The sequence below is a fragment of the Amycolatopsis plumensis genome, from assembly GCF_042652605.1.
Taxonomy (GTDB): Bacteria; Actinomycetota; Actinomycetes; order Mycobacteriales; family Pseudonocardiaceae; genus Amycolatopsis; species Amycolatopsis plumensis.
This window is the reverse complement of record NZ_JBHSJY010000001.1, coordinates 5887965-5910833: the sequence shown is the minus strand read 5'-3', so window position 1 is coordinate 5910833 and position 22869 is coordinate 5887965. Positions and strand designations below refer to the sequence as shown.

Here is a 22869-nt window from a genome sequence, read left to right as displayed (position 1 = left end):
AACGCCGACGCGCGCGCGTGCGTCTCACAGCTACGGTAACCGCGACACACTGAGGGGAGACGGGCGATGACCGACCCGTGGGGCATCTCCGGACCGGATTTCGTGGTCCTGTACATCGCGTTGCTCGGCGCCGTCCTGCTCGTCAGGGTCGTCGTGTCCGGGATCGTGAACAGCCGGGCGATGCGGGCGGACGCCGTCGCGCCCGGCCCGCCGCCGACCGTCTACCAGCTCGCCTTCCTCGCCGGCGGCCCCGACCGGGCCGTCGACGCGGCGATCGCGGCCCTGGTCGAGCGCGGGCAGCTGCGCGTCAACAGCCACCAGCAGATCAGCCGGACCGCGGCACGGCCGGCCGAGCCGCTGGAGCAGGCGGTCTACGACGTGGCGCACCTGAAGACGACCGCGACGATCCGGGCGTCCGTCCGCGGCTCCGCGGCGATGCGGGCCCTGGAGGAGGGGCTCGAGTGGCGCGGGCTGCTGGCGTCGGCGGCCGCCAAGCGGCAGGCGCGGACGTTCGGGCTCCTCCTGCAGCTGGCCGTGCTGGCCGTCGGCGTGGTCCGGCTGGTCAACGGCATCTCCCTCGGCCGTCCGGTCGGGATCCTGGTCTTCCTGGTGATCGTCGCGGCGGTGCTGGCGATCGTGGCGGCGGTCCGCCGGTCGAAGACGGGCGCCCGGCAGCCGTCGGCCGCGGGGCACCGCGTGCTCGGCCAGGCCCGGGCGGCGGCGAGTGGACCGGTCCCGGCCGGGATGCTGGCGGGCGGCGTCCTGCTCGGCGGGGCGGCGGCCGCGGTCGCGCTGGGCGGCTGGGCGATGTACCCGGACGAGGAGATCAGCGCGGCGCTGACGCCACCGGTGACGTCCTACGGGGGCGGGGGCTCGTCCGGATCGTCGTGCAGCAGCGGCTCGTCGTGCTCGAGTTCGTCGTGCAGCAGCGGGTCTTCGTGCGGTTCGTCGTGCGGCGGCGGGGGTTGCGGTGGGTGAGCTCGGGATCGGGATCGGCTGGCGGCACGAGCTCGACCTGTCCATCGCGCGGCTGCCGGGCGTGGACTGGGTCGAGGTCGTGGCCGAGAACCTGCACGCCGACCACCTGCCGGAGACGCTGGTGGCGCTGCGCAAGCGGGGCCTGCCGGTGCTGCCGCACGCGGTCTCGCTGTCCCTCGGCGGCGCCGAACCCCTGGACACCGGCCGCGTCCAGCACCTCGCGGAGATCGCGCGGGCCCTGGACGCGCCGCTGGTCAGCGACCACGTGTGCTTCGTGCGCGCGGGCGGGCTCGACTCGGGCCACCTGACGCCCCTCCCCCGCACCCGGGAGGCCCTGGACGTGCTGGTGGCGAACGTCCGGCTGGCCCAGTCCATCGTGGACGTGCCGCTGGCGCTGGAGAACATCGCCGCGGTGCTCGACTGGCCGGACGCCGAGCTGACCGAGGAGCAGTTCCTCACCGAGCTGACCGAGCGGACGGACTGCCGGCTGATCATCGACGTGGCGAACCTGTACGCCAACGCGCGCAACATCGGCACGGACCCGGTGGCGTTCCTGGACGGCATCCCCTGGGAGAGGCTGGCGTACGTCCACATGGCGGGCGGCATCGAGCGCGACGGCGTCTACCACGACACGCACGCGCACCCGGTGCTGCCGGAGGTGCTGGCGTTGTTGACGGAGTTGCGCCGCCGCACCGACCCACCGGGCGTGCTGCTGGAGCGCGACGACGACTACCCGACGGACGCCGAGCTGGCGGCGGAGCTTTCGGCGCTGCGGGCGGCGGTGACGACGTGAGCCGGGAGGACCTGGCCGCGCGCCAGGCACAGCTGCTGCACGCATTGCTCGCCGACGGCCCGGCACCGGCGGGCTTCGACCCGGCCCGGTTGCGGGTGGAGGCGACCGTGCTGCGGCGGAAGCACGGCCGGGTGCTGGCCTACCAGCGACCTGAGCTGGCGGAGGCACTGGGCGAGCGGTACGGACCGCTGTTCGCGGAGTTCAGCGCCGGGCGGCCGAAGAAGGCGGCGGAGCGGTCGGGGGCGTATGCCGACGAGTTTGCGGCTTGGCTGATCGAGGGTGGGCATTTGCCGAAGCCGAAGCGCCGGTTGGTAGACCGCTTGCGGCGTCGGTGAGCCGGGGTTCGGTTGGTCGCTCGCGGCTGAGGCTGCTGGTCGTCCACAAGCTTGGCGGGGTGTGGACAACCAGGCTCTGAGCAGCGGTTTTATCGGCGGCCGCCGGTAGACTGGAACTGGGCCCGGCCCCCTGGGGTGGGCGGGTTCTGTGTCGGAGGGGTGGGACGCCTCTCGGGTGCCTCACCCGGCGCGAACGGGACGCTCACGCCGAACCTGCACCCCACCCAGACCTCCCCCGCCACCCCGATCCGAAGCCAGCACACGGCCGGCAGTGCCGGGTCAAGGCACGCTTTCCCGCCTTGACGCGGTACTGCCGGCCGTAGTCACAATCGCGGCTTCGGGGTGGCGGGCACCCGAGCCACCGGCAGGCCAAGGCGAGTTGCCAACGGCTGGTCCCCACGGCCGCAACTGCCGGTCACCCACAATCTCCCCACGGTGTGGACAACCAGCCTCTGACCAGCAATTTCGTCGGCCACCACCGGTAGACTGGAACTGGGACCGGCCCCCAGAGGGAGGGCGGGTCCTGTGTCGGGGGCGGCGAGGTGTGGAAACCGAGCTCTGACCAGAGCTTTCATCGGACGCCCCGGCAGATGACCACCGGACCGGCGCCCAGGGAGGACGGGCCTGAGTCAGGAAGGACCCCAAGTCCCGACAACCAGGTCCCGCGTCAGAACCAACCCCCAGCCCCGGCAACCGGGTCCAGCGTCAAGGCGTCCAGGTCGGTTTGTCGACACCCGGCACCCGAGTCCCGAACTCCCAATAAGGCTCCGCACCCGGCAACCCGCCCGCCATCCGGACCCGAGTCAACCGGCCATACCCGCTGTCCACTTCCTCCAGCAAATCCCCGAAGTCAACGTCGACAGCCGCAGGATCCTTGCGTCCCAAGGAATCCAGCCAGTGGCCAGTCCCCGCCAGAGAAAGCCGCGCCCGCCACGTCCCACCATCGGTCACCTGCCGACGCAGGGCGGTCATCACCGCCGCCGCCGTGAGCCAGCCGGTCGCATGGTCCAGAGCCTGGACCGGCAACGGCGACGGCTCATCCGAGCCGAAAGCCAAACCGCTCGACATCTGCACCAGGCTGTCGAACCCCCGCCGCCGAGCCCACGGGCCCTCCCAGCCGTACGCGCTCAGGTCCGCGATCACCAGCCCCGGCCGCAGCGAAGCCAGCTCCTCAGGCCCGAAACCAATGCGCTCCAGCGCCCCCGGCCGGAACGACTGCACCAGCACGTCGGCCCGGCTGATCAGCTTCTTCAGCCGCGCGCGCCCGCCCTCGGTGTCCAGCGCCACGAACGCCGAACGCTTGCCCTGGTTCGTGTCGCGCACCAGTGCCTCGACCCGCGGCAGGTGCGCCGCCCCGATGTGCAGGACGTCCGCCCCGTGCGCCGCCAGCACCCGGCCGGCCACCGGGCCCGCCAGCACGTGGGTCAGCTCCAGGACCCGGATGCCGCCCAGCGGCCGGTCCGAGTAAAACAACGTCCGCTTCGGCGCGTCCGCGATCGGCGAAAGCGAGACCAGCGGCAACGACACCACCGCCGCGCCCTGCGGATGCGCCGCCCAGTCCGACGGCGACCGCAGCTCGGCGGCCGCTCCGCCGGCGGTGACCACGGCGTGCTCCACCTCGCGCGCCGGACGCCCGGCGACCGCCTTCTCGACGGCCTCGCGCGCCCCCGGCACGCCCAGTCCCCAGCACACCGCCGCTTCGTGACGCGGGTAGTTGCAGTGCAGGCGCACCCAGCCGTCGGCCGCTCGGTAGTCGCCCGACAGCGGTGCCCAGACGGACTCCGCGCCGACGCCGTCCACGCGCAGCAGCTGCTCGCTCCGGAACGCCGCCGCCGCGTGCCGCGTGTCCGCCGTGACCACGCCCGGCTCGATGTCCCGCACCCGGAGCATCTCCGCGGCCGCCAGGGTCGCCGCCGCGATCGACGCGGTGGCCGCCGCCGCCACCCGGTACGGGCCCGGCAGGACGTCCTCGGTGCCGGTCAGCTCGAAGGGTCCCGGCGAAGACTCCGTAAGGGCGTCCCAGACACCCGAAACGATGTCGCGCACTAGGGAAGCGCCGCGACGAGCTCGGCGGGCGGCACGCGGGTGCCGGTGTAGAACGGGATCTCTTCGCGCACGTGCAGCCGCGCCTCGGTGCCGCGCAGGTGCCGCATGAGGTCGACGATCCGGTGCAGCTCGTCGGCCTCGAAGGCGAGGATCCACTCGTAGTCGCCCAGCGCGAACGACGCGACGGTGTTCGCGCGGACGTCCGGGTAGTCGCGGGCTTCCTTGCCGTGGTCGGCGAGCATCTTGCGGCGGTCGGCGTCCGGCAGCAGGTACCACTCGTAGGACCGCACGAACGGGTAGACGCAGATGTACTTGCGCGCCTCTTCGCCGGCCAGGAAGGCCGGGATGTGGCTCTTGTTGAACTCGGCGGGCCGGTGCAGCGCGGTCTGGCTCCAGACCGGCGTCGACGCGCGGCCGAGCGGCGTCCGGCGGAACCCGGCGTAGGCGGCCTGGACCTGCTCGATCTCCTCGGCGTGCCACCAGATCATGAAATCGGCGTCGGCGCGCAGCGCGGAGAGGTCGTAGACACCGCGGACGGTGACGCCCTTGGCCTCCAGGCCGTCCAGGTACTCCGCGGTCTCGCGGCCGGCGGTCCCGCGGTCCTCGCCCAGCCTGCCCGGCTCGATCCGGAAGACCGACCAGGTGGTGTAGCGGATGGTGTCGTTGAGCTCGTTGTAGTTGACCCGCGCCATGGGTCCATCCTGTCACCGCGGCGGACGAGCTGCCGCCACGGGTCAGGTGAGAGCACTCACGCGGTGAGGTGGGCCGCGATCCGCTGGGCCGCCGCTTCCGCGGTGGCCACGCAGGCCGGCAGCCCGACGCCGTGCAGGGTCGCCCCGGCGATCGCCAGGCCCGGCACCGCCGCCACGGCCTTCTCGATCCGCTCGACCCGCTCCAGGTGCCCGGTGCCGTACTGCGGCAGCCCGCCGCCCCACCGCGTCACCAGCGTCTCCACCGGCGCCGCCGTCACCCCCGTCAGCCGGGCGAGGTCGTCGCGGACCACGCGGACCAGCTCGACGTCGTCGAACTGCAGCGCACCCGGCTCGCCGAACCGGCCGACCGAGCCGCGGACCAGGACCGGTCCGGTGCCGTAGTGCGCCCACTTGCGCGAAGAGAACGTGAACGCCTTCGACGCGTACGGCTTGCCCGAAGCGTCGCTTTCGCCGGCGCCGATCAGGATCCCCGACGCCTCGGGCAGCGCGGTGCCGGGCGGCAGCGCCAGCGCGACCACGGCCATCGACGCCAGTTCGACCTCGCCGAAGGCCGCCGAAGCGGCCGGGACGAGGTCGGCCAGGAGCCGGCGGGCCGAGGGCGCGGGCACGGCGAGCACCACCGCGTCGGCTTCGAAGGTGTTGTCCGCCGGCGCGTGCGCGGTCGGCGCCGCGCCGATGCGCAGCCGCCAGCCGGTGCCGTGCCGTCCGATCTCGCACACCGGCAGGCCGGTCCGCAGCTCGGCGCCGGACGCCGTGGTGAGCCGGTCGATCACCGCGCCGAGGCCACCCGGGACGGTGCCGAAGACCGGCGCCGCCGACGGGTTCGCCGGCAGCTGGGCGGCGGCCGCCGCGGTCAGCGAGCCCGCGCCGGACGCCAGCGCGGCGGCCAGGCCGGGCATGGTCGCGCGCAGGCCGAGGCCGTCGGCCCCGCCCGCGTAGACGCCGCCGAGCAGCGGGTCGACCAGCCGATCCACCAGCTCGTCGCCGAAGCGCTCGCGCAGCAGCGGCCCCAGCGGCACGTCCCCGCCGGGCAGCCGCAGCTCGGGCAGCGACGGCTCGGCCTCGACGGCCTGCCGCCCCGCCTCGGAAAGCACCCCGGCCACCGACTCCGCGGACGCCGGAACACCCATCACCGTGCCGGGCGGCAGGCCGGTGACGGCGCCGCCCGCGTGGATCTTCGCGCGGGCTTTCGTGGGATGCACGACGTCGAGCCCGAGTTCGCGGACCAGCGCGAGCATCTCGGGGCGGCGGACGAGGAACGCCTCGGCGCCGACGTCGTAGGGCACCCCGGCGAGCTCGGCGGTGCGGAGCTTCCCGCCCGGCGCCGTCGTCTTCTCGAAGACGGTGATCCCGGCGTCCGCCCCGAGCAGCCGCCGCAGCCGGTACGCCGCGGTCAGCCCGGAGACACCGCCGCCGACGACCGCGACGCGCTTCACAGCTCGTGCACCAGCCCGACCACCCGGGTCAGCACGTCGGGGTCGACACCGGGCAGCACGCCGTGGCCGAGGTTGAAGATGTGGCCGTCGGCCGCCTTGCCCTCTTCGACGATCCGGCGGACCTCGGCCTCGAGCACCGGCCAGGAGGCGTGCAGCAGCGCCGGGTCCAGGTTGCCCTGCACAGCGATTTTCTCGGGTGCACGCCCACTGTGGCCCAGGCGCCGCACGGCTTCGTCGAGGGGGATCCGCCAGTCGACGCCGACGACGTCGGCGCCCGCGTCGCGCATCGCGGCCAGCAGCTCGCCGGTGCCGACGCCGAAGTGGATCCGCGGCACGCCGTGGTCCGCGACACCGGCGAGGACCTTCGCCGAGTGCGGCAGGACGAACTCGCGGTAGTCCCGCTCGGACAGCGCGCCGGCCCAGGAGTCGAACAGCTGGACCGCGTCGACGCCGGCGTCGAGCTGGGCGCGCAGGAACGTCAGGGCGACGTCGGCCAGCCGACCGGCCAGCTGGTGCCACAGCTCGGGCTCGGAGTGCATGAGCGCCTTGGTGTGCTCGTGGTTGCGGCTCGGGCCGCCCTCGATGAGGTAGCTGGCCAGCGTGAACGGCGCACCCGCGAAGCCGATCAGCGGGGTCTCGCCGAGCCGCTCGACCAGCAGCCGGACGCCGTCGGCGACCTTCGAGACCTGCTCGGGCTCGAGCTCCGGCAGCGCCTTCACGGCGGCGAGGTCGCGCACCGGCGCGGCGGCCACCGGGCCGGTGCCGGGCACGATGTCGATGTCCACCCCGGCCGCCTTCAGCGGCACCACGATGTCGCTGAAGAGGATCGCCGCGTCGACGCCGTGGCGACGCACCGGCTGCAGCGTGATCTCGGCGAGCATTTCCGGGTCGAAGCAGGCGTCGAGCATCGGCACGCCCTCGCGCAGCGCGCGGTACTCGGGCAGCGAGCGGCCGGCCTGGCGCATGAACCAGACGGGCGTGCGGGCCGGGCGTTCGCCGCGCGCGGCGGCCAGGAACGGGGCTTCGGGCAGCTCGCGGCGGCCGGACGGGGCGGACTGGCGCGGCAGGGGCGTGGTCTGAGACATCGCCGTCAATCGTGCCACGAGCCCGAGCAGGCCGTTCCCTCGGCGCGCCTGCGCCCGCAACGGGCCGTGCCCGCCCTAAAGTCGAAGCGTGACCGCGATGACGCCAGTGCCCGAACTCTTCCGCGAAGCAGTCGCGGCGCTGCAGTCCGTCCGGCCCCGCCGGGAGGTGCTGCTGGAGCCGATGCGCGCTCCGCAGCGGCTCGCGCCGTGGTCGTACGCGGTCAGCTGCGAGGTGTCCGGGCCCGCCGACGTGCTCGCCTCGGGACGGCTGGTCCTGCTGCACGACCCGGACGGCCAGGACGGCTGGGACGGCGTGCTGCGCCTCGTCATGTACGTGCGCGCGGAGCTCGACCGGGAACTGGCGACCGACCCGTTCCTGCCGGCGGTCGGCTGGTCGTGGCTCACCGACGCGCTGGAGGTGTCCGGCGCGAGCTGGACGGCCCTCGGCGGCACGGTGACGGAGACGTCGTCGGCCCGCTTCGGCGACATCTCCGGGCCGGCCCGGACCGACGACCTGGAGCTGCGGGCGTCGTGGACGCCGACGGACGCGGGCCTGCTGCCCCACGGGCAGGCCTTCTGCCAGGTGATGGCAAGCGTCGTCGGCCTGCCGCCGGTCGGCGTGACCCTCTTCGAACAACGCCAAGGCTCCTGACCCCACGCCCCTCGTGAGTGGTAAGGCGGGTTCTAACCCGCCTTACCACTCACGAGGGCGAGCGGCTGTCTGGGCAATCTTCGGCAACGAATCGGCAACGACGGCCCGCGCGCGGGCGTTCCGGGACCTCGGCTTGTACGGATGTGAGCAAAATTCACGTCCGCTGAACGCCGTTCACCTGGCTATCGAGCCCTGAGTGGCCGCCAGAGGCCCGGAACAGCCCGGAGGACCACCTGGGACCGACGAAAGGCCGCTCGGGTCCGTGAGGCCGTTTCACGTCTCCTCGTTCGTGACCCCGGCCGGTCACGCACCGCGACAAGATCAAAACACTGGTCCGGCTGCCGCGATCACTCCCGAACGGACACGGACAGTCACAGTTCGTGGCTCGGACAGGCGCCCGCGGCGCCTCGTGGTGGAGTTGATCCACGCCCCGGCCGGAGCCACATTCCACGGCTCGGGGGAGCCCATCCGGCCCCTCGTCACTAGGCGCACCGGAAGCTGCACGCCTCATCTGCACGGCCATTTGGGCGCCGGTAACTCCTTTGCATCGTGTTCGCTGGGCTATCCGTTAGCAACCGGCCGTGTACTAGCCCGATCGTGTTACTACGAACCCACTGAGTGACTGTTCGTTTGAGATAGATACCCATTCGATCCCCCCGCAACGGCCTCAGGACGGCTACAGTGCCTTCGACGACACCACTTTCGGTCTAAAGCTGGCGCGGCTGAACGGCCGAAGGTCCCGGTGCCGGTCGGGGGGCACGACCGACTCCAGGGAGGTAGTGACGTGGCTACCGTCGGCATTTCTCAGGCCGTCCGATCCACGCCAGCCGGCGCGTTGCCGGCGAGCATGGTTCCGCACCCGCGGGAAGAGCTCTTTTCGGTACTGGTGGTCGATGACCACCCGCTGTTGAGGGAGGCAATCGCAGCAAGACTCGCACAGATGGGTGCGGGCACCGTCCACGAAGCCGCCACGGTGGCCGAGGCGAGGGCGCGAGCACAGGCCACCGGGCCTTGTGACCTGGCGATCCTCGATCTCGGACTGCCGGACGGCAGCGGCATCGAGCTGGTCACGGAACTCCGTAGCCACGGCTGGCCGCGCGTGGTGGTCCTCGCATCCTCGGACGACCCGTACGCGGTCCGCTCGGCCTTCCAGGCCGGGGCCCAGGCGTACCTGCTGAAGTCCGCGTCGCCGGTCGTGGTGACCGACGGCGTGCGGCGCGTGCTCGAGGGCGGCGTCTACGCCGACCCGAGCGTGGCTCCGGTGCTGGCCACCGGGACCCGCGTCGCGGGCACCGACAACACCCCGCGCGAGCTGTCCGCTCGTGAGGTGGAGGTGCTCCAGCTGGTCGCCGACGGGCAGTCCAACAAGGAGATCGGCGAGGAGCTTTCGCTCTCCGCCCTCACCGTCAAGTCCCACCTGTCCCGGATCGGGCGCAAGCTCGGCACGGGCGACCGGGCCCAGATGGTGGCGCTGGCCATGCGAGCCGGCGTGATCCGCTGACGCAAGCGAACAGCCCTGCGGGGCGGGCAGACCAGGCGCGGTATGCCCGTCCCGTAGGGTCGTCAACCATGGGAAGCACAGAGGCCGAGGACACCGGGATGGAGATCGAGTCCACGGGCGGCCCCGTGCTGCTACGCGAACCCGCCGAGGGCACGCCCCCGGTGATCACCGACCCCGCCGCGCTGGCCGACGCCTGCGCGAAGCTCGCGGCGGGCACCGGCGCGGTCGCCGTCGACACCGAACGCGCGTCCGGCTACCGCTACTGGCCCAAGGCCTACCTCGTGCAGCTGCGCCGCGAGGGTTCCGGCACGGTGCTGATCGACCCGATCGCACTGGCCGACGACCTCCAGCCGCTGCGCGACGTCCTCAACGACCTGGAGTGGGTGCTGCACGCCGCCTCCCAGGACCTCCCCTGCCTCGCCGAGCTGGGCCTGCGCCCGGCGGCACTGTTCGACACCGAGCTGGCCGGCCGGCTGGCGGGCTACGAACGCGTCGCGCTGGGAACGCTCGTCGAGCTGCTGCTGGGGTACACCCTCGAGAAGGGCCACAGTGCGGCCGACTGGTCGAAGCGGCCGCTGCCGGTCGACTGGCTGAACTACGCCGCCCTCGACGTCGAGCTGCTCGTCCAGCTGCGCGAAAAGCTGGAAGCGGAGCTGGGCGCCCAGGGCAAGCTGGAGTGGGCGCGGCAGGAGTTCGAGAACGTGCGGACGGCCCCGCCGCCGCCCCCGCGCGCCGAGCCGTGGCGCCGGACGTCCGGGGTGCACAAGATCCGCAGCCCGCGGGGGCTGGCGGCGGTCCGCGAGCTGTGGCAGGCCCGCGACGAGCTGGCCCGCAAGCGCGACCGCGCCCCGAGCCGGATCCTGCCGGACAGCGCCATCGTCAACGCCGTCACGGCCGACCCGAAGACGGTCGAGGAGCTGCAGGCGCTGCCGGTGTTCAGCGGCCGCGTCCAGCGCAAGTACACGGCGAACTGGCTGCGTCACCTGCAGGCGGCGAAGGCGCTGCCGGCTTCGGAGCTCCCGTCGCCGTCCCAGCCGACGGACGGCCCGCCCCCGGTGAACCGCTGGGCGGACAAGGACCCGGACGCGGCGGCCCGCTTGTCGGCGGCCCGCGCGGCGCTGACGGCGATCGCGGAGGACCGCCGGCTCCCGGTGGAGAACCTGCTGCTGCCGGACCTGGTCCGCCGCACGTGCTGGCGCCCGCCGGCGGAGACGGACGAGGACGCGGTGGCGGAGGTCCTGCGCGCGGGCGGGGCGCGGCCCTGGCAGATCGAGCTGACCGTCGCGGCGCTGAGCAAGGCCCTGCAGGCCACCGCGTCCTGAGGACCGAGGCGGCTCCTGGAAACGAGCGCGGATCCGGTGCCGGTTGCGCAGTGGGGTGAGCGCCTTCGGTCAAAGCCGGTGGAGGCGGTCCGAGTTGATCAGCCTGACGTAGCGGTGGTAGTCGCGGGCGGTGCGCGCCCACTCGCGGTACGGCAGGTTGCCGGGTAGTGCGCGCAGCTCGAACACGTGGCCGAGCGCCCGTTCGCCAGGCAGACCGACTTGTTGCGGCTGCCACCGCGGGTCCGCCTTGTCCTGGCCCCAGTCGATCGGGTCCGTGCCGTTCCGCGCGATCGCCGTCAGCCAATCCCGTGCGGTCCACTTGACCAAGCTGGGGTGGTGCTGTGGGGCGAGCGCGGGGAACAGCGGCCGGTCCGGAGCGCAACCGGCCGCTTCCAAAGCGAGCCGAACGAAGGCGTCCGCGCCGATGAGGGCAATGCAGGTTTGATACCTGCCCAGGTCGGTACGGCTGAGCAGCGCCGAGGTGTACTTCGGGCGGAACGAGCCGGGAGAATCCCCGTCGGTGCTGTGCTCGGCGGCGGACAGGATCGAGACGAACGTGGCGAGCGCGCCCACGAGTCGCCGCTGCTCGACCTCGGTCGCCATCCACTTGAACATCAAATCGCCGGCCAGCGCCTTCTTCGCCGCCGGCAACGCCGCGGCGAAGCCGTCTCGGTGCCACTGATTGCGCTCGTCGTCGGCGAAGCGGGTGATCAGCCGGCCGCGCACACCGGTGCCGTCCTGCGGCCGGCGGGCCAGTTCCTCGACCAGCGTGGCGATCTGCTCCAGCTTGACGCCCGCGGTCATCTGCATGGCCCCACCGAAGGAGGCCAGGTCGACCGCGGTGCGGTCGACGACGACGTCGTGCCGCCGGGGGTGCTCGCGCAGGTGGGGGCCTAACTCGACGGAAGGCATAGCAGGCAGCAGGCCGTGCAGGGGCACGGCGTCGGCGGGCCGGGCCCGGCCGATCCACTCGACGGCCTGCTCGATCGCGGTGACGATCTCGTGGATCTCCTCGCCACCCTCGGGGGTCTCCTCGACCGCTTTGGTGATGAACTCGACGTTGCCGTACCCGCTGTACTTGGGTGGGTGAACGACCGTCTCGACGGGGCTGAGCGCGCGGAGCCAGGGAGCCCAGCGGGTCTCCTCACGGCGGGGCATGAAATCTTCGTGCCATTTCCCGGCTTTGAAGGGCGGTGGTCGCATGTCCGGGGAGACGTGCCAGCGCCGCCGGGCCTTGCGCTCCTCGGCCGACTCGCGCCGGTCCCTCGCCGCGGCGGGCGCAAGGCCCTCCACGGCGGCCTCGTCGGAGCCCAGCGTGCCGCCGGGCCCCTTGAGCATCCACGGGGTTTCGAACTCGAAGCCGATGAGCCGCTGCAGGACACGGGGGTCGGTTCCCCGCAGGGCGTTCGCGGTGGCGCGGTTGCCCGCCGCGCGCTGGAGCCAGAGCAGGCGGCCGGCGGGGGTGCCGGCGAATCGGGCCGCGTCACCACTCGGCCGGGGAACCGGGGGCTGCCGGGTCCCGGTGCTCCGGAGCTCGTCGAACGGCCGCATGTCCACACTCCCTCAGGACGCCGTTCACCTCGACGCTAGTACGTTCGACCGCGGTACGTGACGGCCGTCCGGGTGGCTTCGGTGCGCCGATCGGGCTCCCCACCGTTGCCTGTGCAGCAGCGCGGGGTGCGGTGATCGGCCGGTGAGCCGGCGCTGTCCGGCCCGAGACCCGTGCTGTTCGGGTCAGTCGGTGAGGGTCGCCAGCAGTTCGTGCGCCTCCGCGCGGAAGGCGTCCACCGGCTCGGTCCCCACCAGCCGGACCACGCCATCGGCGCCCTCGCGCACATGGGCCTCGACGTCCAGCGCCGGGTCGTCGCGGCGGATCACCGCGATGCTCTCCACCAACCCGAACACCAGATCCGTCCGGATGGCGACGGCCGCCGGTTCCACGCCCGAAGCCGCCACCAGACGGCCGTAGGCCGCCTTCAGCTCGGCTCGCTCGATGCGGAAGCGGGCCAGGTTGGGCGACCCGACCTCGGGCAGCAGGTACAACGCGCCCAGGTTGTGCCGGGCGCCGCCCAGCAGGCCGATGTCCGCGTACGCCAGTGCCCACAACCGGACCGCCGCCGGGGCGTCGCCGGCCACCAGCCGGGCCGCCAGGGCCAATGACGGGCGGACCGTCTCGGCCAGCAGCGCCGCGAGGATGTCTTCCTTCGCCGGGAAGTGGTAGTACAGCGACGCCTGGCGCAAGCCCGCGCGTTCGGCGATCGCCCTCGTCGTCGTGGCCGCGTACCCGGCTCCGGTGAACAGCTCGCCCGCCGCCTCCAGCACCGCCTGGCGCGCGTCCGGGCGGCTCGCCGCCGCTCCGCTCGCCCTCGGCCTGCCGACTCCCGACCCTTTGACCACGGACGTGATCTTGCCAGGTCTCCGGCCGCATTACGCGCACGGAGGTGCGGTTACGCCCGGATGTCGTCATTGACGCCGTGTCGATCCTGGCGTTAACGGACTACTAACACGGCGGAGATCATCGCGTCGCGGCGGAAATCTAATTTCTGTCATGCGATCGAAACAAGGAGACCCCGCATGACGCCACCCGACGAACTCGCCTCCTTCGGTTACCGCCAAGAGCTTCGCCGGTCGCTGGGCGGGTTCTCCGCCTTCGCCGCCGGCTTTTCCTTCGTTTCCATCCTCACCACCGTTTTCCAGCTCTTCGGTTTCGGCTACACCTTCGGCGGCCCGCTCTTCTTCTGGACGTGGCCGGTCGTGCTCGCCGGCCAATTGCTCGTCGCCCTCAACTTCGCCGAGCTCGCCGCGCGCTACCCGCTGGCCGGATCCGTGTACCAGTGGGCGAAACAGCTCAGCAAGGGCTTTCTCGGCTGGCTCGCCGGCTGGATGATGCTGATCGGCTGCATCGTCGCCTTGGCCGCCGCGGCGATCGCGCTGCAGGTCGTGCTCCCGTCGGTGTGGGACGGTTTCCAGTTCGTCGGCGGCGACCCGTCGGTGACGTCGCCGACCGGCGCGGCCAACGCCGTCCTGCTCGGCACCGTGCTGCTCGTCTTCACCACCGCGGTCAACGCCGGCGGGGTGCGGCTGATGGCGCGGATCAACGACGTCGGCGTCGCGGCCGAGCTCCTCGGCGTCGTCGTCCTCGTCACGGGGCTGCTCCTGTTCGCCGTCCGCGGCCCGCAGGTCGTGCTGCACGACGCACCCGGCACCAGCGCCGGAATCGGCGGCGTGCTCGCTTCGGCGCTCATGGCCGCGTACGTCCTCTACGGCTTCGACACCGCCGCTTCGGTCGCCGAAGAAACGAAGGACGCGCGCAGGACGGCGCCGCGGGCGGTGCTGCGCGCTGTGCTGGTCTCCGGGATCGGCGGGCTCGCGGTGGTCGTCACCGCGCTGATGGCCGCGCCGAGCCTCACCGACGGGCAGCTCGCCGGCAAGGGCCTGCCGTACGTGATCACCGCCGTCTTCGGTGACACCCTCGGCCGGGTCTTCCTCGCCGATGTCGCCGTCGCCGTCGTCGTCTGCACCCTGACCATCCAGACCGGCACCGTGCGGCTGATCTTCGCGATGGCTCGCGACGGCGCGCTCCCCGTGTCCACCCGGCTCGCCGGGGTCAGCCCGCGCACCGGGACGCCGGTCGCGCCCGCGCTGCTGTCCGGCGCGCTCGCCATCGGCCTGCTGTTGCTCAACGTCGGCAACCCGACGCTGTTCAGCACGATCACCGGGACCTCGGTGGTGGTCGTTTATCTGGCCTACCTGCTGGTAACCGGACCTTTGCTGGTGAAACGGCTCCGCGGGCAATTCCCCGCCGAGCCGGGCCGGTTTTCCCTCGGCCGCTGGGGTGTACCGCTGAATGGCGCAGCCGTCCTGTACGGAATTGCCATGATCGTGAACATCGGCTGGCCGCGTGCGGAGATTTACGATCTCGCCGGTTCGGGCTCCCCCTTGATGCTCTTGTTCCCGATAGAGTTCGTCGGCGGCGCACTGGTGATCGGCTGGCTCTGCTGGCTGCGGCTGCGCCCCGCTCCCGCCCTCGAACCCGCGACCTGAGAGAGGACGACCATGAGCACCACCGCGACGACCTACGGAGCGCGCGACCACGCCCGCGCCCAGGCCGGCACCGTGGTCGACACGATGCCGTCGATCCCGGCGAGCACCTGGCCCTCCCCACCGGCCGACGTCGCCCCCGAGGCGCTGACCTGGGCCGAAACCGTGGCCGGCGGCGGGTACACGCACAAGGTGCTGGCCCGGGGCACGCGGCTGCGGCTGACCGACGTCGACGGCGACGCCTGCGCGCACGTGCTGCTGTACAACGCCGACCAGCCGTGGGAGCGGCTGAACGTCGCCGACACGGTCAAGGTGCAGTGGAACGCCTACCTGGGTGAATCCGTGGCCCTGCTTTCGGACCAGGGGCGGGTGCTGGCCACGATCGTCGCGGACTCCGGCGGGCGCCACGACGCGCTGTGCGGGACGTCCACTGTGGACGGCAACACCGAGCGGTACGGCGACGGCTCCCCGCAGGGCCCCTCCCCCGCCGGGCTGGGCCTGTTCACCCTCGCCGCGGCGAAGAACGGCCTCGGCCCGCGGGACCTGCCGCCCAGCCTGTCCTTCTTCCAGGGCGTGCGGGTCCAGCCGGAGGGCGGGCTGGAGTTCACCGGCTCCGCCGGCCCGGGCAAGACCGTCGACCTGCGGATCGAAATCCCGTCGATCGTGCTGATCGCCAACGTCGCCCACCCGGTCGACCCGCGCCCGGAGTACACGGTGAGCAAGCTCGAAGTCCTTGCCTGGCGGGACCGGCCGACCACCCCGGACAGTCCGGAGTGGACACACACGCCGGAGGCGCAGCGCGCGTTCGAGAACACCGCCGACTACCTCACCGCCCGGGGGATCGCATGAGCACGGCCTACGAATCCCAGCTGGAAGTCAGCGTCGACGTTCCCGCGCGAGCGCCGTATTCGACGGTGCTGCAGCAGGGTCAGGAGCTGGCGATCATCGACCTCGGCGGCAACCAGGCCGTCGACTTCCTCTGCTACGACGCGAACGACACGTCGAAGCGCTACAGCGCGGCCGCGACCATCGCCGCGCAGCGCAACATCTTCCTCACCACCGGCAGCGTCCTGCGCACCCAGGAAGGCGCGCCACTGCTCACCGTCGTGGCCGACACCTGCGGCCGCCACGACACCCTCGGCGGCGCGTGCAGCAAGGAGTCCAACAGCCTCCGCTACGGCCAGCACACCCGCCACCAGCACGCCTGCGTCGAGAACTTCCTCATCGAGGGCGCCAAGTGGGGCCTGGGCAAGCGCGACCTGGTCAGCAACGTCAACTGGTACATGAACGTCCCGGTCGAAGAAGACGGCACGCTCGGTATCGTCGACGGCATCTCCGCTCCGGGCCTGGAAGTCCGGCTGCGTGCGGAGACCGACGTGCTGGTCCTCGTATCGAACTGCCCGCAGATCAACAACCCGTGCAACGGGTTCGACCCCACGCCGGTGCGGATGGTCGTCATCTCCCCGGGAGTCGGCGCGTGAGGCTGCTGGTCGCCAACCGCGGCGAGATCGCCGTCCGGATCCTGCGCAGCGCCAAGGAATTGGGCCTCGAGACCGTCGCGGTCCACTCCGACGCCGACCGCCTCGCCCCGCACGTGCGGCTCGCCGACCGGGCCGTCCGGCTCGGCCCGGCGCCCGCGGCGGAGAGCTACCTGCGGGCCGAGGCGATCATCCAGGCCGCGCTCGACACCAGCTGCGACGCGATCCACCCCGGCTACGGTTTCCTCTCGGAGGACGCGGCGTTCGCCAGGGCCTGCGAAGACGCCGGGATCGCGTTCGCCGGGCCGTCCCCTGAGCACCTGGAGGTGTTCGGCAGCAAGCACACCGCGCGCGAGGCGGCGATCGCGGCGGGCGTTCCCTTGCTCGCCGGCACCGGCCTCCTGTCCGATGTGGACGAAGCACTGGCGCGCGCGGAGGACATCGGCTACCCGGTGATGCTCAAGGCGACCGGCGGCGGAGGCGGGATCGGGATGCGCGCGTGCGCGTCGCCGGACGAGCTGCGCGCCGCCTGGGACACCGTGCGCAGTGTCGCGGCCAAGAGCTTCGCCAGCTCCGGCGTCTTCCTCGAACGCCTGGTGACCCGCGCCCGGCACGTCGAGGTCCAGGTGTTCGGTGACGGCTTCGGCGAGGTCCTGGCCTTGGGCACGCGTGACTGCTCGCTGCAGCGGCGCAACCAGAAGGTCGTCGAGGAGTGCCCGGCGCCGGACCTGCCCGAGGCCGTCCGCAAGCACCTGGTCGAGTCGGCCGTCGCACTGTGCTCATCCGTGCGGTACCGGTCCGCCGGTACCGTCGAATACGTCTACGACGCCGAGCGCGGCGAAGCGGCGTTCCTCGAGGTCAACACGCGGCTGCAGGTCGAGCACCCGGTCACCGAGGCGGTCTACGGCGTCGACCTGGTCGCCTGGATGCTGCGGCTGACCCAAGGCGATCGCGCGATGTTCCGCGCGGTGCCGGTCGCGCGTGGGCACGCCGTCGAAGCGCGCGTGTACGCCGAGGACCCGGCCGCCGGGCACCGGCCGAGCGCGGGCCTCGTCACCCGCGTCACGCTGCCGGAGGGCACCCGCGTGGACACGTGGGTCGAGCCGGGCACGGCGGTCACCACGCACTACGACCCGTTGCTGGCCAAGGTCGTCTGCACCGGCGCCGACCGCGCCGAGGCGCTGGCGCACCTTCGGGAGGCGCTCGCCGCGACCCGCTTCGACGGCGTCCAGACCAACCTCGGGCAGCTGCGGGCGGCGGCCGCCGACACGGCCTTCGGCACCGCCGGACACGACACGTCCACGTTGGACGGGATCGGCGACGCGGAACCGCGGATCGACGTGGTCCGCGGCGGGACCATGACGACCGTGCAGGACTGGCCGGGCCGCACCGGGTACTGGGCCGTCGGGGTGCCGCCGAGCGGGCCGATGGACGACCTCTCGCTGCGCCGGGGCAACCTCGCGCTCGGCAACCCGGAGGGGGCACCCGGCCTGGAGTGCACGGTGGACGGCGTCGCGCTGCGGTTCTCGCACGCCACCGAGGTCTGCGTCACCGGCGCGCCGACGACCGTGCTCGTCGACGGCACCGAGGTTCCCCTGTGGACACCCATCAAGGTGCCCGCGGGCGCGACGCTGGACGTGCGGGCGTGCACGGCCGGGCTGCGCAGCTACGTCCTGGTGCGCGGCGGCGTCGACGTGCCGGCGTTCCTCGGCAGCGCGGCGACGTTCACGCTGGGCAAGTTCGGCGGGCACGGCGGCCGCGCCCTGGCCGCCGGGGACGTGCTGCGGCCGGGGCCGGCTCCGGCGGACCCGGTCGTCGGGCCGGTCGCCGAGCCGGATCGGCCGGCCATCGCCGCGCAGTGGACGATCGGCGCGCTCGAAGGCCCGCACGCGGCCCCGGAGTTCTTCACGCCCGAGGACGTCGACACGTTCTACGCCACCGACTGGCAGGTGCACTTCAACTCGGCGCGCACCGGCGTCCGGCTCGTCGGCCCGCGGCCGGAGTGGGCGCGGCCGGACGGCGGCGAGGCGGGCTTGCACCCGTCGAACATCCACGACACGCCGTACGCGATCGGCGCCGTCGACTACACCGGCGACCTGCCGATCCTGCTCGGCCCGGACGGGCCCAGCCTGGGCGGGTTCGTCTGCCCGGCCACGGTCGCCACCGGCGAGCGCTGGAAGCTCGGGCAGCTGCGGCCCGGCGACACCGTGCGGTTCGTGCCGATCGACGCCGATCACGCGGCGGCGCTGCGGACGCGGCCGGCGTCGGCGGTCGAGCCGAGCCGTCCCGCGCGCGACGACGGCGGCGTCCTCACGCGACTGTCCTCTTCGGATGACGAGCCGTCGGTCACCTACCGCCGCAGCGGCGACGACAACCTGCTCGTCGAGTACGGCGAAATGAAGCTCGACCTCGCCCTGCGGATGCGGGTGCACGCCCTCGCCGAGCGCCTGGAAGCCGAAGGCGTGCCGGGGATCGTGGACCTGACACCGGGCATCCGGTCGCTCCAGGTGCACGTCGACCCGGACGCGCTGCCGGTCGGCAAGGCGCTCGGGCTGGTGCGCGAACTGGAACGGGACCTGCCGCCGACGCACGACCTCGTGGTGCCGAGCCGCAGTGTCCGGCTGCCGCTGTCATGGGACGACCCGGCCACCCGCGAGGCGATCGAGCGGTACATGACCGGCGTCCGCGACGACGCCCCGTGGTGCCCGTGGAACATCGAGTTCATCCGGCGCGTCAACGGGCTGTCCAGTGTGGACGACGTCTACCGGACGGTGTTCGACGCGGAGTACCTCGTGCTCGGCCTCGGCGACGTCTACCTCGGCGCGCCGGTGGCGACGCCGCTGGACCCCCGCCACCGCCTGGTGACGACGAAGTACAACCCGGCGCGGACGTGGACGGCGGAGAACTCCGTCGGCATCGGCGGCGCCTACCTCTGCATCTACGGCATGGAGGGCCCGGGCGGCTACCAGTTCGTCGGGCGCACGGTCCAGGTGTGGAACAGCTGGCGCGACGGCGAGCAGCCGTGGAACCTGCGGTTCTTCGACCGGATCTCCTGGTACCCGGTGTCCGCCGGGGAACTCCTCGAACTGCGGGCGCAGAGCGCGTCCGGAACGCTGGAGCTCGACACCACCGAAGGCACCTTCGCCCTGGCGGATTACCAGCAGTTCCTGGCGGACAACGCCGAGAGCATCGCCGGGTTCCGGGCGACGCAGGCGGCGGCGTTCGAGGCGGAGCGGCGGGCGTGGGCCGCGGCGGGCGAGTTCGACCCGAAACCGGAGCCGGTCACCCGGCCGCCCGCGCGGGTCGAGGCCCCGCCGGGCGGGCACGTCGTGGAGGCGCCGTTCGCCGCGACGGTGTGGCGGGTCGACGTCACCGCGGGCGAGCGCGTCGAGAACACGCAGTCGCTGGTGACGCTCGAAGCGATGAAGACCGAGGCGCGGATCCCCGCCCCGGCGAACGGAGAGGTGCTCGAGGTGCTCGTGTCGCCCGGCGATCAGGTGGCCCCCGGCACGCCGCTGGTGGTGCTCGGATGAGCCCGGTGGAGCGGGTGCGGGCGGCCTACCGGCGGATCGAGCAGGTCGACCGGCCGGAGATCTGGATCGGCCTCCGGCCGGAGGCCGACGTCCTCGCCGAGGCCGCGGCGCTGGAGCGAACCGGCCTGCCTCTGCGCGGCAAGCTCGTCGCGGTCAAGGGCAACATCGACGTCGCCGGGCTGCCGACGACCGCGGGCTGCCCGGACTACGCGTACCAGCCGGAGGCCGACGCCCCGGTGGTGGCGCGGCTGCGGGCGGCCGGGGCGCTGGTGCTGGGCACGACGAACCTGGACCAGTTCGCGACCGGGCTGGTCGGGACGCGCAGCCCGTACGGCGCGGTGCGCAACGCGGTCGACCCGGCGTTCGTCTCGGGCGGTTCGAGCTCGGGTTCGGCGGTGGCGGTCGCGCTGGGCATCGCCGACCTGGCCCTGGGCACGGACACGGCCGGGTCCGGCCGGGTGCCCGCGGCGTTCAACGGGATCGTCGGGCTCAAACCCACCCCGGGTCTGCTGCCCACCGAAGGAGTCGTCCCGGCCTGCGCGAGCATCGACTGCGTGTCGCTGTTCGCGCGGACGGTCGAGGAAGCGTCGTTCGCGCTGACCTGCCTGGCCGAGCCCGCACAGGTCCACACGGGACGGTTCCGGCTCGGCGTGCCGTCCCCGGAGCAGCTGGGCCCGCTGGCGCCCGGCTGGGCCGAGGCCTTCGACGCGGCGGTGGCGGACTACGCCGCGGCGGGGGCCGAAGTGACCACTGTGGACATCTCGGCGTTCCTGGAGGCGGCGCAGCTGCTCTACGGCGGCGCGTTCGTCGCCGAGCGGTACACCGCGGTCGGCGAGTTCATCGACACCCACCCCGGCGCCGTCGACCCGGTCGTGCGCTCGATCATCGGCCCGGCGCGGGACATCCCCGCGCACCGGCTGTTCGCCGACCAGGTGACCCTGGCGGGCCTGCGGGCGGAGGCACTGGCCGCGCTGGCCGGTGTCGACGCGCTGCTGGTCCCGACGACGACCGAGCACCCGACCCTGGCGGAGGTGGCGGCGGACCCGGTGGCGGTCAACGCCCGCCTGGGCCGGTTCACCAACTCCACCAACCTGTTCGGGCTCTCGGCGCTGGCCGTCCCCGCGGGCTCGGTGGCCGGGCGCCCGTTCGGCGTGATGTTCCTCGGCGCCCCGCACGACGACCTGAAGCTGGCGGCACTGGCGGGGTTGCGCGCGCCCGGCATCCCGATCGTGGTGGTCGGCGCGCACCTGCACGGCCAGCCGCTGAACCACGAGCTGACCTCCCGCGGCGGCCGGTTCGTGTCCGCGGTTTCGACGGCGGCCGCGTACCGGCTGTACGCGTTGGACACGGTGCCGCCGAAACCCGGCCTGGTGCGGGTCGCCTCCGGCGGGGTGGCGGTGGCCGCTGAGGTCTGGGAACTGCCCCCGAAGGGGTTCGGCGAGTTCGTGGCCGGCATCCCGGCCCCCCTGGCCATCGGCAAGCTCGAACTGGCCGACGGCCGCTCGGTGTCCGGCTTCCTCTGCGAACCGGTGGCCGCGGAGGGAGCGGAGGACATCTCGGCGAAGGGCGGCTGGCTGGCGCACCTCGGCGTCCGGTGAACGGTCGTCACACCACCCGGCCGGGGTCCGCCAAGGCGTGCTCGGCGTTCTCCCGGCGCCGCCAGCGCTCGCGGACGGTCCGGCCCTCGGTGACGGCCAGGCGGATCACGCCGCAGACGCGCCGGATGTCTTCGGCGGTGGTCCTCGTGCCGGTGGGAACGGCCAGCACGCTCCTGGCCAGGTTCTCGGTGTGGGGCAGCTCGACCGGGTTCTCGGTGGCGTAGGGCGCCAGCTCGTGGCACGCGGGCGAGAAGTAGCGCTTGGTCACGATCTTCTCGGCCGCGAGCAGCTCCTGCAGGAGGTCCCGCCCGATGCCGGTGACGCTCTCGTCGATCTTCACGATGACGTACTGGTAGTTGTTGCGCTCGCGGCGATCGAACTCCACCAGGCTCACCCCGGGCAGCTCGTCCAGCTCCGCGCGGTAGAGGTCGTAGTTCTCCTCGTTCCGCCGCGTGGCCTCGGGAAGGGCGTCCAGGGACGTCAGTCCCATGGCTGCCCCCGCCTCGCTGAGCTTCGCGTTCGTCCCGCCCGCCTCGTGCCCGTACGGCCCGATGCCGAAGTTGTGCAAGGCCCGGATCTGCCCGGCGAGTTCGTCGTCGTCGGTGACGACCGCGCCGCCCTCGAAGGCGCTGACGACCTTCGTGGCGTGGAAGGAGAACACCTCGACCGCGCCGAACCCGCCCACCGGGCGGCCGGACGTGCTGCACCCGATCGCGTGGGCGGCATCGAAGAACAGCGGGATCCCCCGGTCGGCCGCCACCTTTTCCAGCTCGTCGACCGGACACGCGCGCCCCCAGAGGTGGACCCCGAGGATCGCCGCGGTGCGTTCGGTCAGCACCGCTTCGACCTGCGGAACGCCGATGCAGCCGGTGTCCGGGTCGACGTCGCAGAACACCGGTTTCAGGCCGAGCCACCGCATGGCGTGCGCGGTGGCCACGAAGGTCATCGACGGCATGACGATCTCACCGGTGAGCCGCGCCGCCCGCGCGTAGAGCTGCAGGGCGGCGGTGGCGTTGCAGGTCGCCACGCAGTTGCGCACCCCTGCGAGATCGGCGACGCGCTCTTCGAACTCCTGGACGAGCGGACCGCCGTTGGACAGCCATTGGTTGTCCAACGCCCAGTTCATCCGGTCGAAAAACCGACGGCGATCGATATTGTTCGGCTGACCGACGAGGATCGGATTCAGGAACTCCGGGCGTCCGCCGAACACGGCGAGATCGCTTACCGAACGTTTCAACTTGTCTCCCGGGAATGCTTCTCATCGCCGGCGGCACGCTGATGCTGTCTCGGCTGAAGGTGTCCCCCAACATAGGGCGGCGCGGCGCCGATCCCGGCCGGATGCCGGGCTTGTGTGGGAC

General features: G+C 72.7%; 18 protein-coding genes. 11 read left to right on the top strand and 7 right to left on the bottom strand.

Annotated elements, in window-relative coordinates; translation table 11 throughout:
• The first annotated feature begins 66 nt into the window (after positions 1-66).
• From ACFPLC_RS28855 to ACFPLC_RS28845, 3 genes are read left to right on the top strand one after another with little or no spacing between them, the layout of a single operon-like run.
• Positions 67-978: a TIGR04222 domain-containing membrane protein gene (locus ACFPLC_RS28855; protein WP_378205724.1), complete on the top strand. Its 912-nt coding sequence runs from the start codon at positions 67-69 to the stop codon at positions 976-978.
• A complete protein-coding gene (locus ACFPLC_RS28850; RefSeq protein ID WP_378205722.1) occupies positions 971-1771 on the top strand; it encodes an MbnB/TglH/ChrH family RiPP precursor modification enzyme in 801 nt (266 codons plus the stop codon). Before ACFPLC_RS28855 ends, ACFPLC_RS28850 begins: the two co-directional genes overlap by 8 nt.
• Positions 1768-2106 carry an SCO6045 C-terminal-like domain-containing protein gene (locus tag ACFPLC_RS28845; protein ID WP_378205719.1) on the top strand — a complete coding sequence of 113 codons (339 nt, stop codon included), beginning with the start codon at positions 1768-1770 and terminating at the stop codon, positions 2104-2106. Before ACFPLC_RS28850 ends, ACFPLC_RS28845 begins: the two co-directional genes overlap by 4 nt.
• 705 nt (positions 2107-2811) lie before the next feature.
• Here the strand turns inward: ACFPLC_RS28845 and ACFPLC_RS28840 are convergent.
• Genes ACFPLC_RS28840 through hemE form a run of 4 tightly spaced genes read right to left on the bottom strand, consistent with a single transcriptional unit; the run spans position 2812 to position 7386 of the window.
• Positions 2812-4152, bottom strand: a complete 1341-nt coding sequence (locus tag ACFPLC_RS28840; RefSeq protein WP_378207650.1) for a CoA transferase — start codon at positions 4150-4152, stop codon at positions 2812-2814.
• The gene (gene hemQ / locus ACFPLC_RS28835) at positions 4152-4844 is read right to left on the bottom strand and encodes a hydrogen peroxide-dependent heme synthase (protein ID WP_191315743.1); all 693 of its coding nucleotides are present in this window, start codon (positions 4842-4844) and stop codon (positions 4152-4154) included. The genes ACFPLC_RS28840 and hemQ overlap by 1 nt, the downstream gene beginning before the upstream one ends.
• Before the next feature lie 56 nt (positions 4845-4900).
• Positions 4901-6301, bottom strand: coding sequence for a protoporphyrinogen oxidase (gene hemG, locus ACFPLC_RS28830; RefSeq protein ID WP_378235960.1), 1401 nt, complete (start codon positions 6299-6301; stop codon positions 4901-4903).
• Positions 6298-7386, bottom strand: coding sequence for a uroporphyrinogen decarboxylase (gene hemE / locus ACFPLC_RS28825; RefSeq protein WP_378207644.1), 1089 nt, complete (start codon positions 7384-7386; stop codon positions 6298-6300). Before hemE ends, hemG begins: the two co-directional genes overlap by 4 nt.
• 88 nt (positions 7387-7474) lie before the next feature.
• Between hemE and ACFPLC_RS28820 the strand changes: the two genes are divergently transcribed.
• The 3 genes from ACFPLC_RS28820 (at position 7475) to ACFPLC_RS28810 (ending at position 10861) form a co-directional block, all read left to right on the top strand.
• Positions 7475-8038 (top strand): DUF3000 domain-containing protein, encoded by a 564-nt coding sequence (locus tag ACFPLC_RS28820; protein ID WP_191315740.1) that lies wholly within the window; start codon positions 7475-7477, stop codon positions 8036-8038.
• Between the two features lie 784 nt (positions 8039-8822).
• Positions 8823-9539, top strand: a complete 717-nt coding sequence (locus ACFPLC_RS28815) for a response regulator (protein ID WP_033261886.1) — start codon at positions 8823-8825, stop codon at positions 9537-9539.
• Positions 9540-9637: 98 nt separating this feature from the next.
• Positions 9638-10861: an HRDC domain-containing protein gene (locus ACFPLC_RS28810; RefSeq protein WP_378207654.1), complete on the top strand. Its 1224-nt coding sequence runs from the start codon at positions 9638-9640 to the stop codon at positions 10859-10861.
• A 69-nt stretch (positions 10862-10930) separates the two neighbouring features.
• Here the strand turns inward: ACFPLC_RS28810 and ACFPLC_RS28805 are convergent, their stop codons facing one another.
• Positions 10931-12412, bottom strand: coding sequence for a hypothetical protein (locus ACFPLC_RS28805; RefSeq protein ID WP_378207640.1), 1482 nt, complete (start codon positions 12410-12412; stop codon positions 10931-10933).
• Positions 12413-12595: 183 nt separating this feature from the next.
• Positions 12596-13258, bottom strand: a complete 663-nt coding sequence (locus ACFPLC_RS28800; RefSeq protein WP_378207637.1) for a TetR/AcrR family transcriptional regulator — start codon at positions 13256-13258, stop codon at positions 12596-12598.
• 177 nt (positions 13259-13435) lie between these two features.
• Between ACFPLC_RS28800 and ACFPLC_RS28795 the strand changes: the two genes are divergently transcribed.
• From ACFPLC_RS28795 to ACFPLC_RS28775, 5 genes are read left to right on the top strand one after another with little or no spacing between them, the layout of a single operon-like run.
• The gene (locus tag ACFPLC_RS28795; RefSeq protein ID WP_378207634.1) at positions 13436-14905 is read left to right on the top strand and encodes an amino acid permease; all 1470 of its coding nucleotides are present in this window, start codon (positions 13436-13438) and stop codon (positions 14903-14905) included.
• Positions 14906-14917: 12 nt separating this feature from the next.
• Entirely contained in the window at positions 14918-15751 is an 834-nt protein-coding gene (locus ACFPLC_RS28790; protein ID WP_378207631.1) for an urea amidolyase associated protein UAAP1, read from the top strand.
• Entirely contained in the window at positions 15748-16383 is a 636-nt protein-coding gene (locus ACFPLC_RS28785) for an urea amidolyase associated protein UAAP2 (RefSeq protein WP_378207628.1), read from the top strand. The genes ACFPLC_RS28790 and ACFPLC_RS28785 overlap by 4 nt, the downstream gene beginning before the upstream one ends.
• Positions 16380-19913: an urea carboxylase gene (uca, locus tag ACFPLC_RS28780; RefSeq protein WP_378207625.1), complete on the top strand. Its 3534-nt coding sequence runs from the start codon at positions 16380-16382 to the stop codon at positions 19911-19913. The genes ACFPLC_RS28785 and uca overlap by 4 nt, the downstream gene beginning before the upstream one ends.
• Positions 19910-21511: an allophanate hydrolase gene (locus ACFPLC_RS28775; protein ID WP_378207622.1), complete on the top strand. Its 1602-nt coding sequence runs from the start codon at positions 19910-19912 to the stop codon at positions 21509-21511. Before uca ends, ACFPLC_RS28775 begins: the two co-directional genes overlap by 4 nt.
• 7 nt (positions 21512-21518) lie before the next feature.
• On the opposite strand, the gene ACFPLC_RS28770 is transcribed toward ACFPLC_RS28775, so the two are convergent.
• Positions 21519-22748: a dTDP-4-dehydro-6-deoxyglucose aminotransferase gene (locus ACFPLC_RS28770; RefSeq protein WP_378207619.1), complete on the bottom strand. Its 1230-nt coding sequence runs from the start codon at positions 22746-22748 to the stop codon at positions 21519-21521.
• Positions 22749-22869 lie beyond the last annotated feature (121 nt).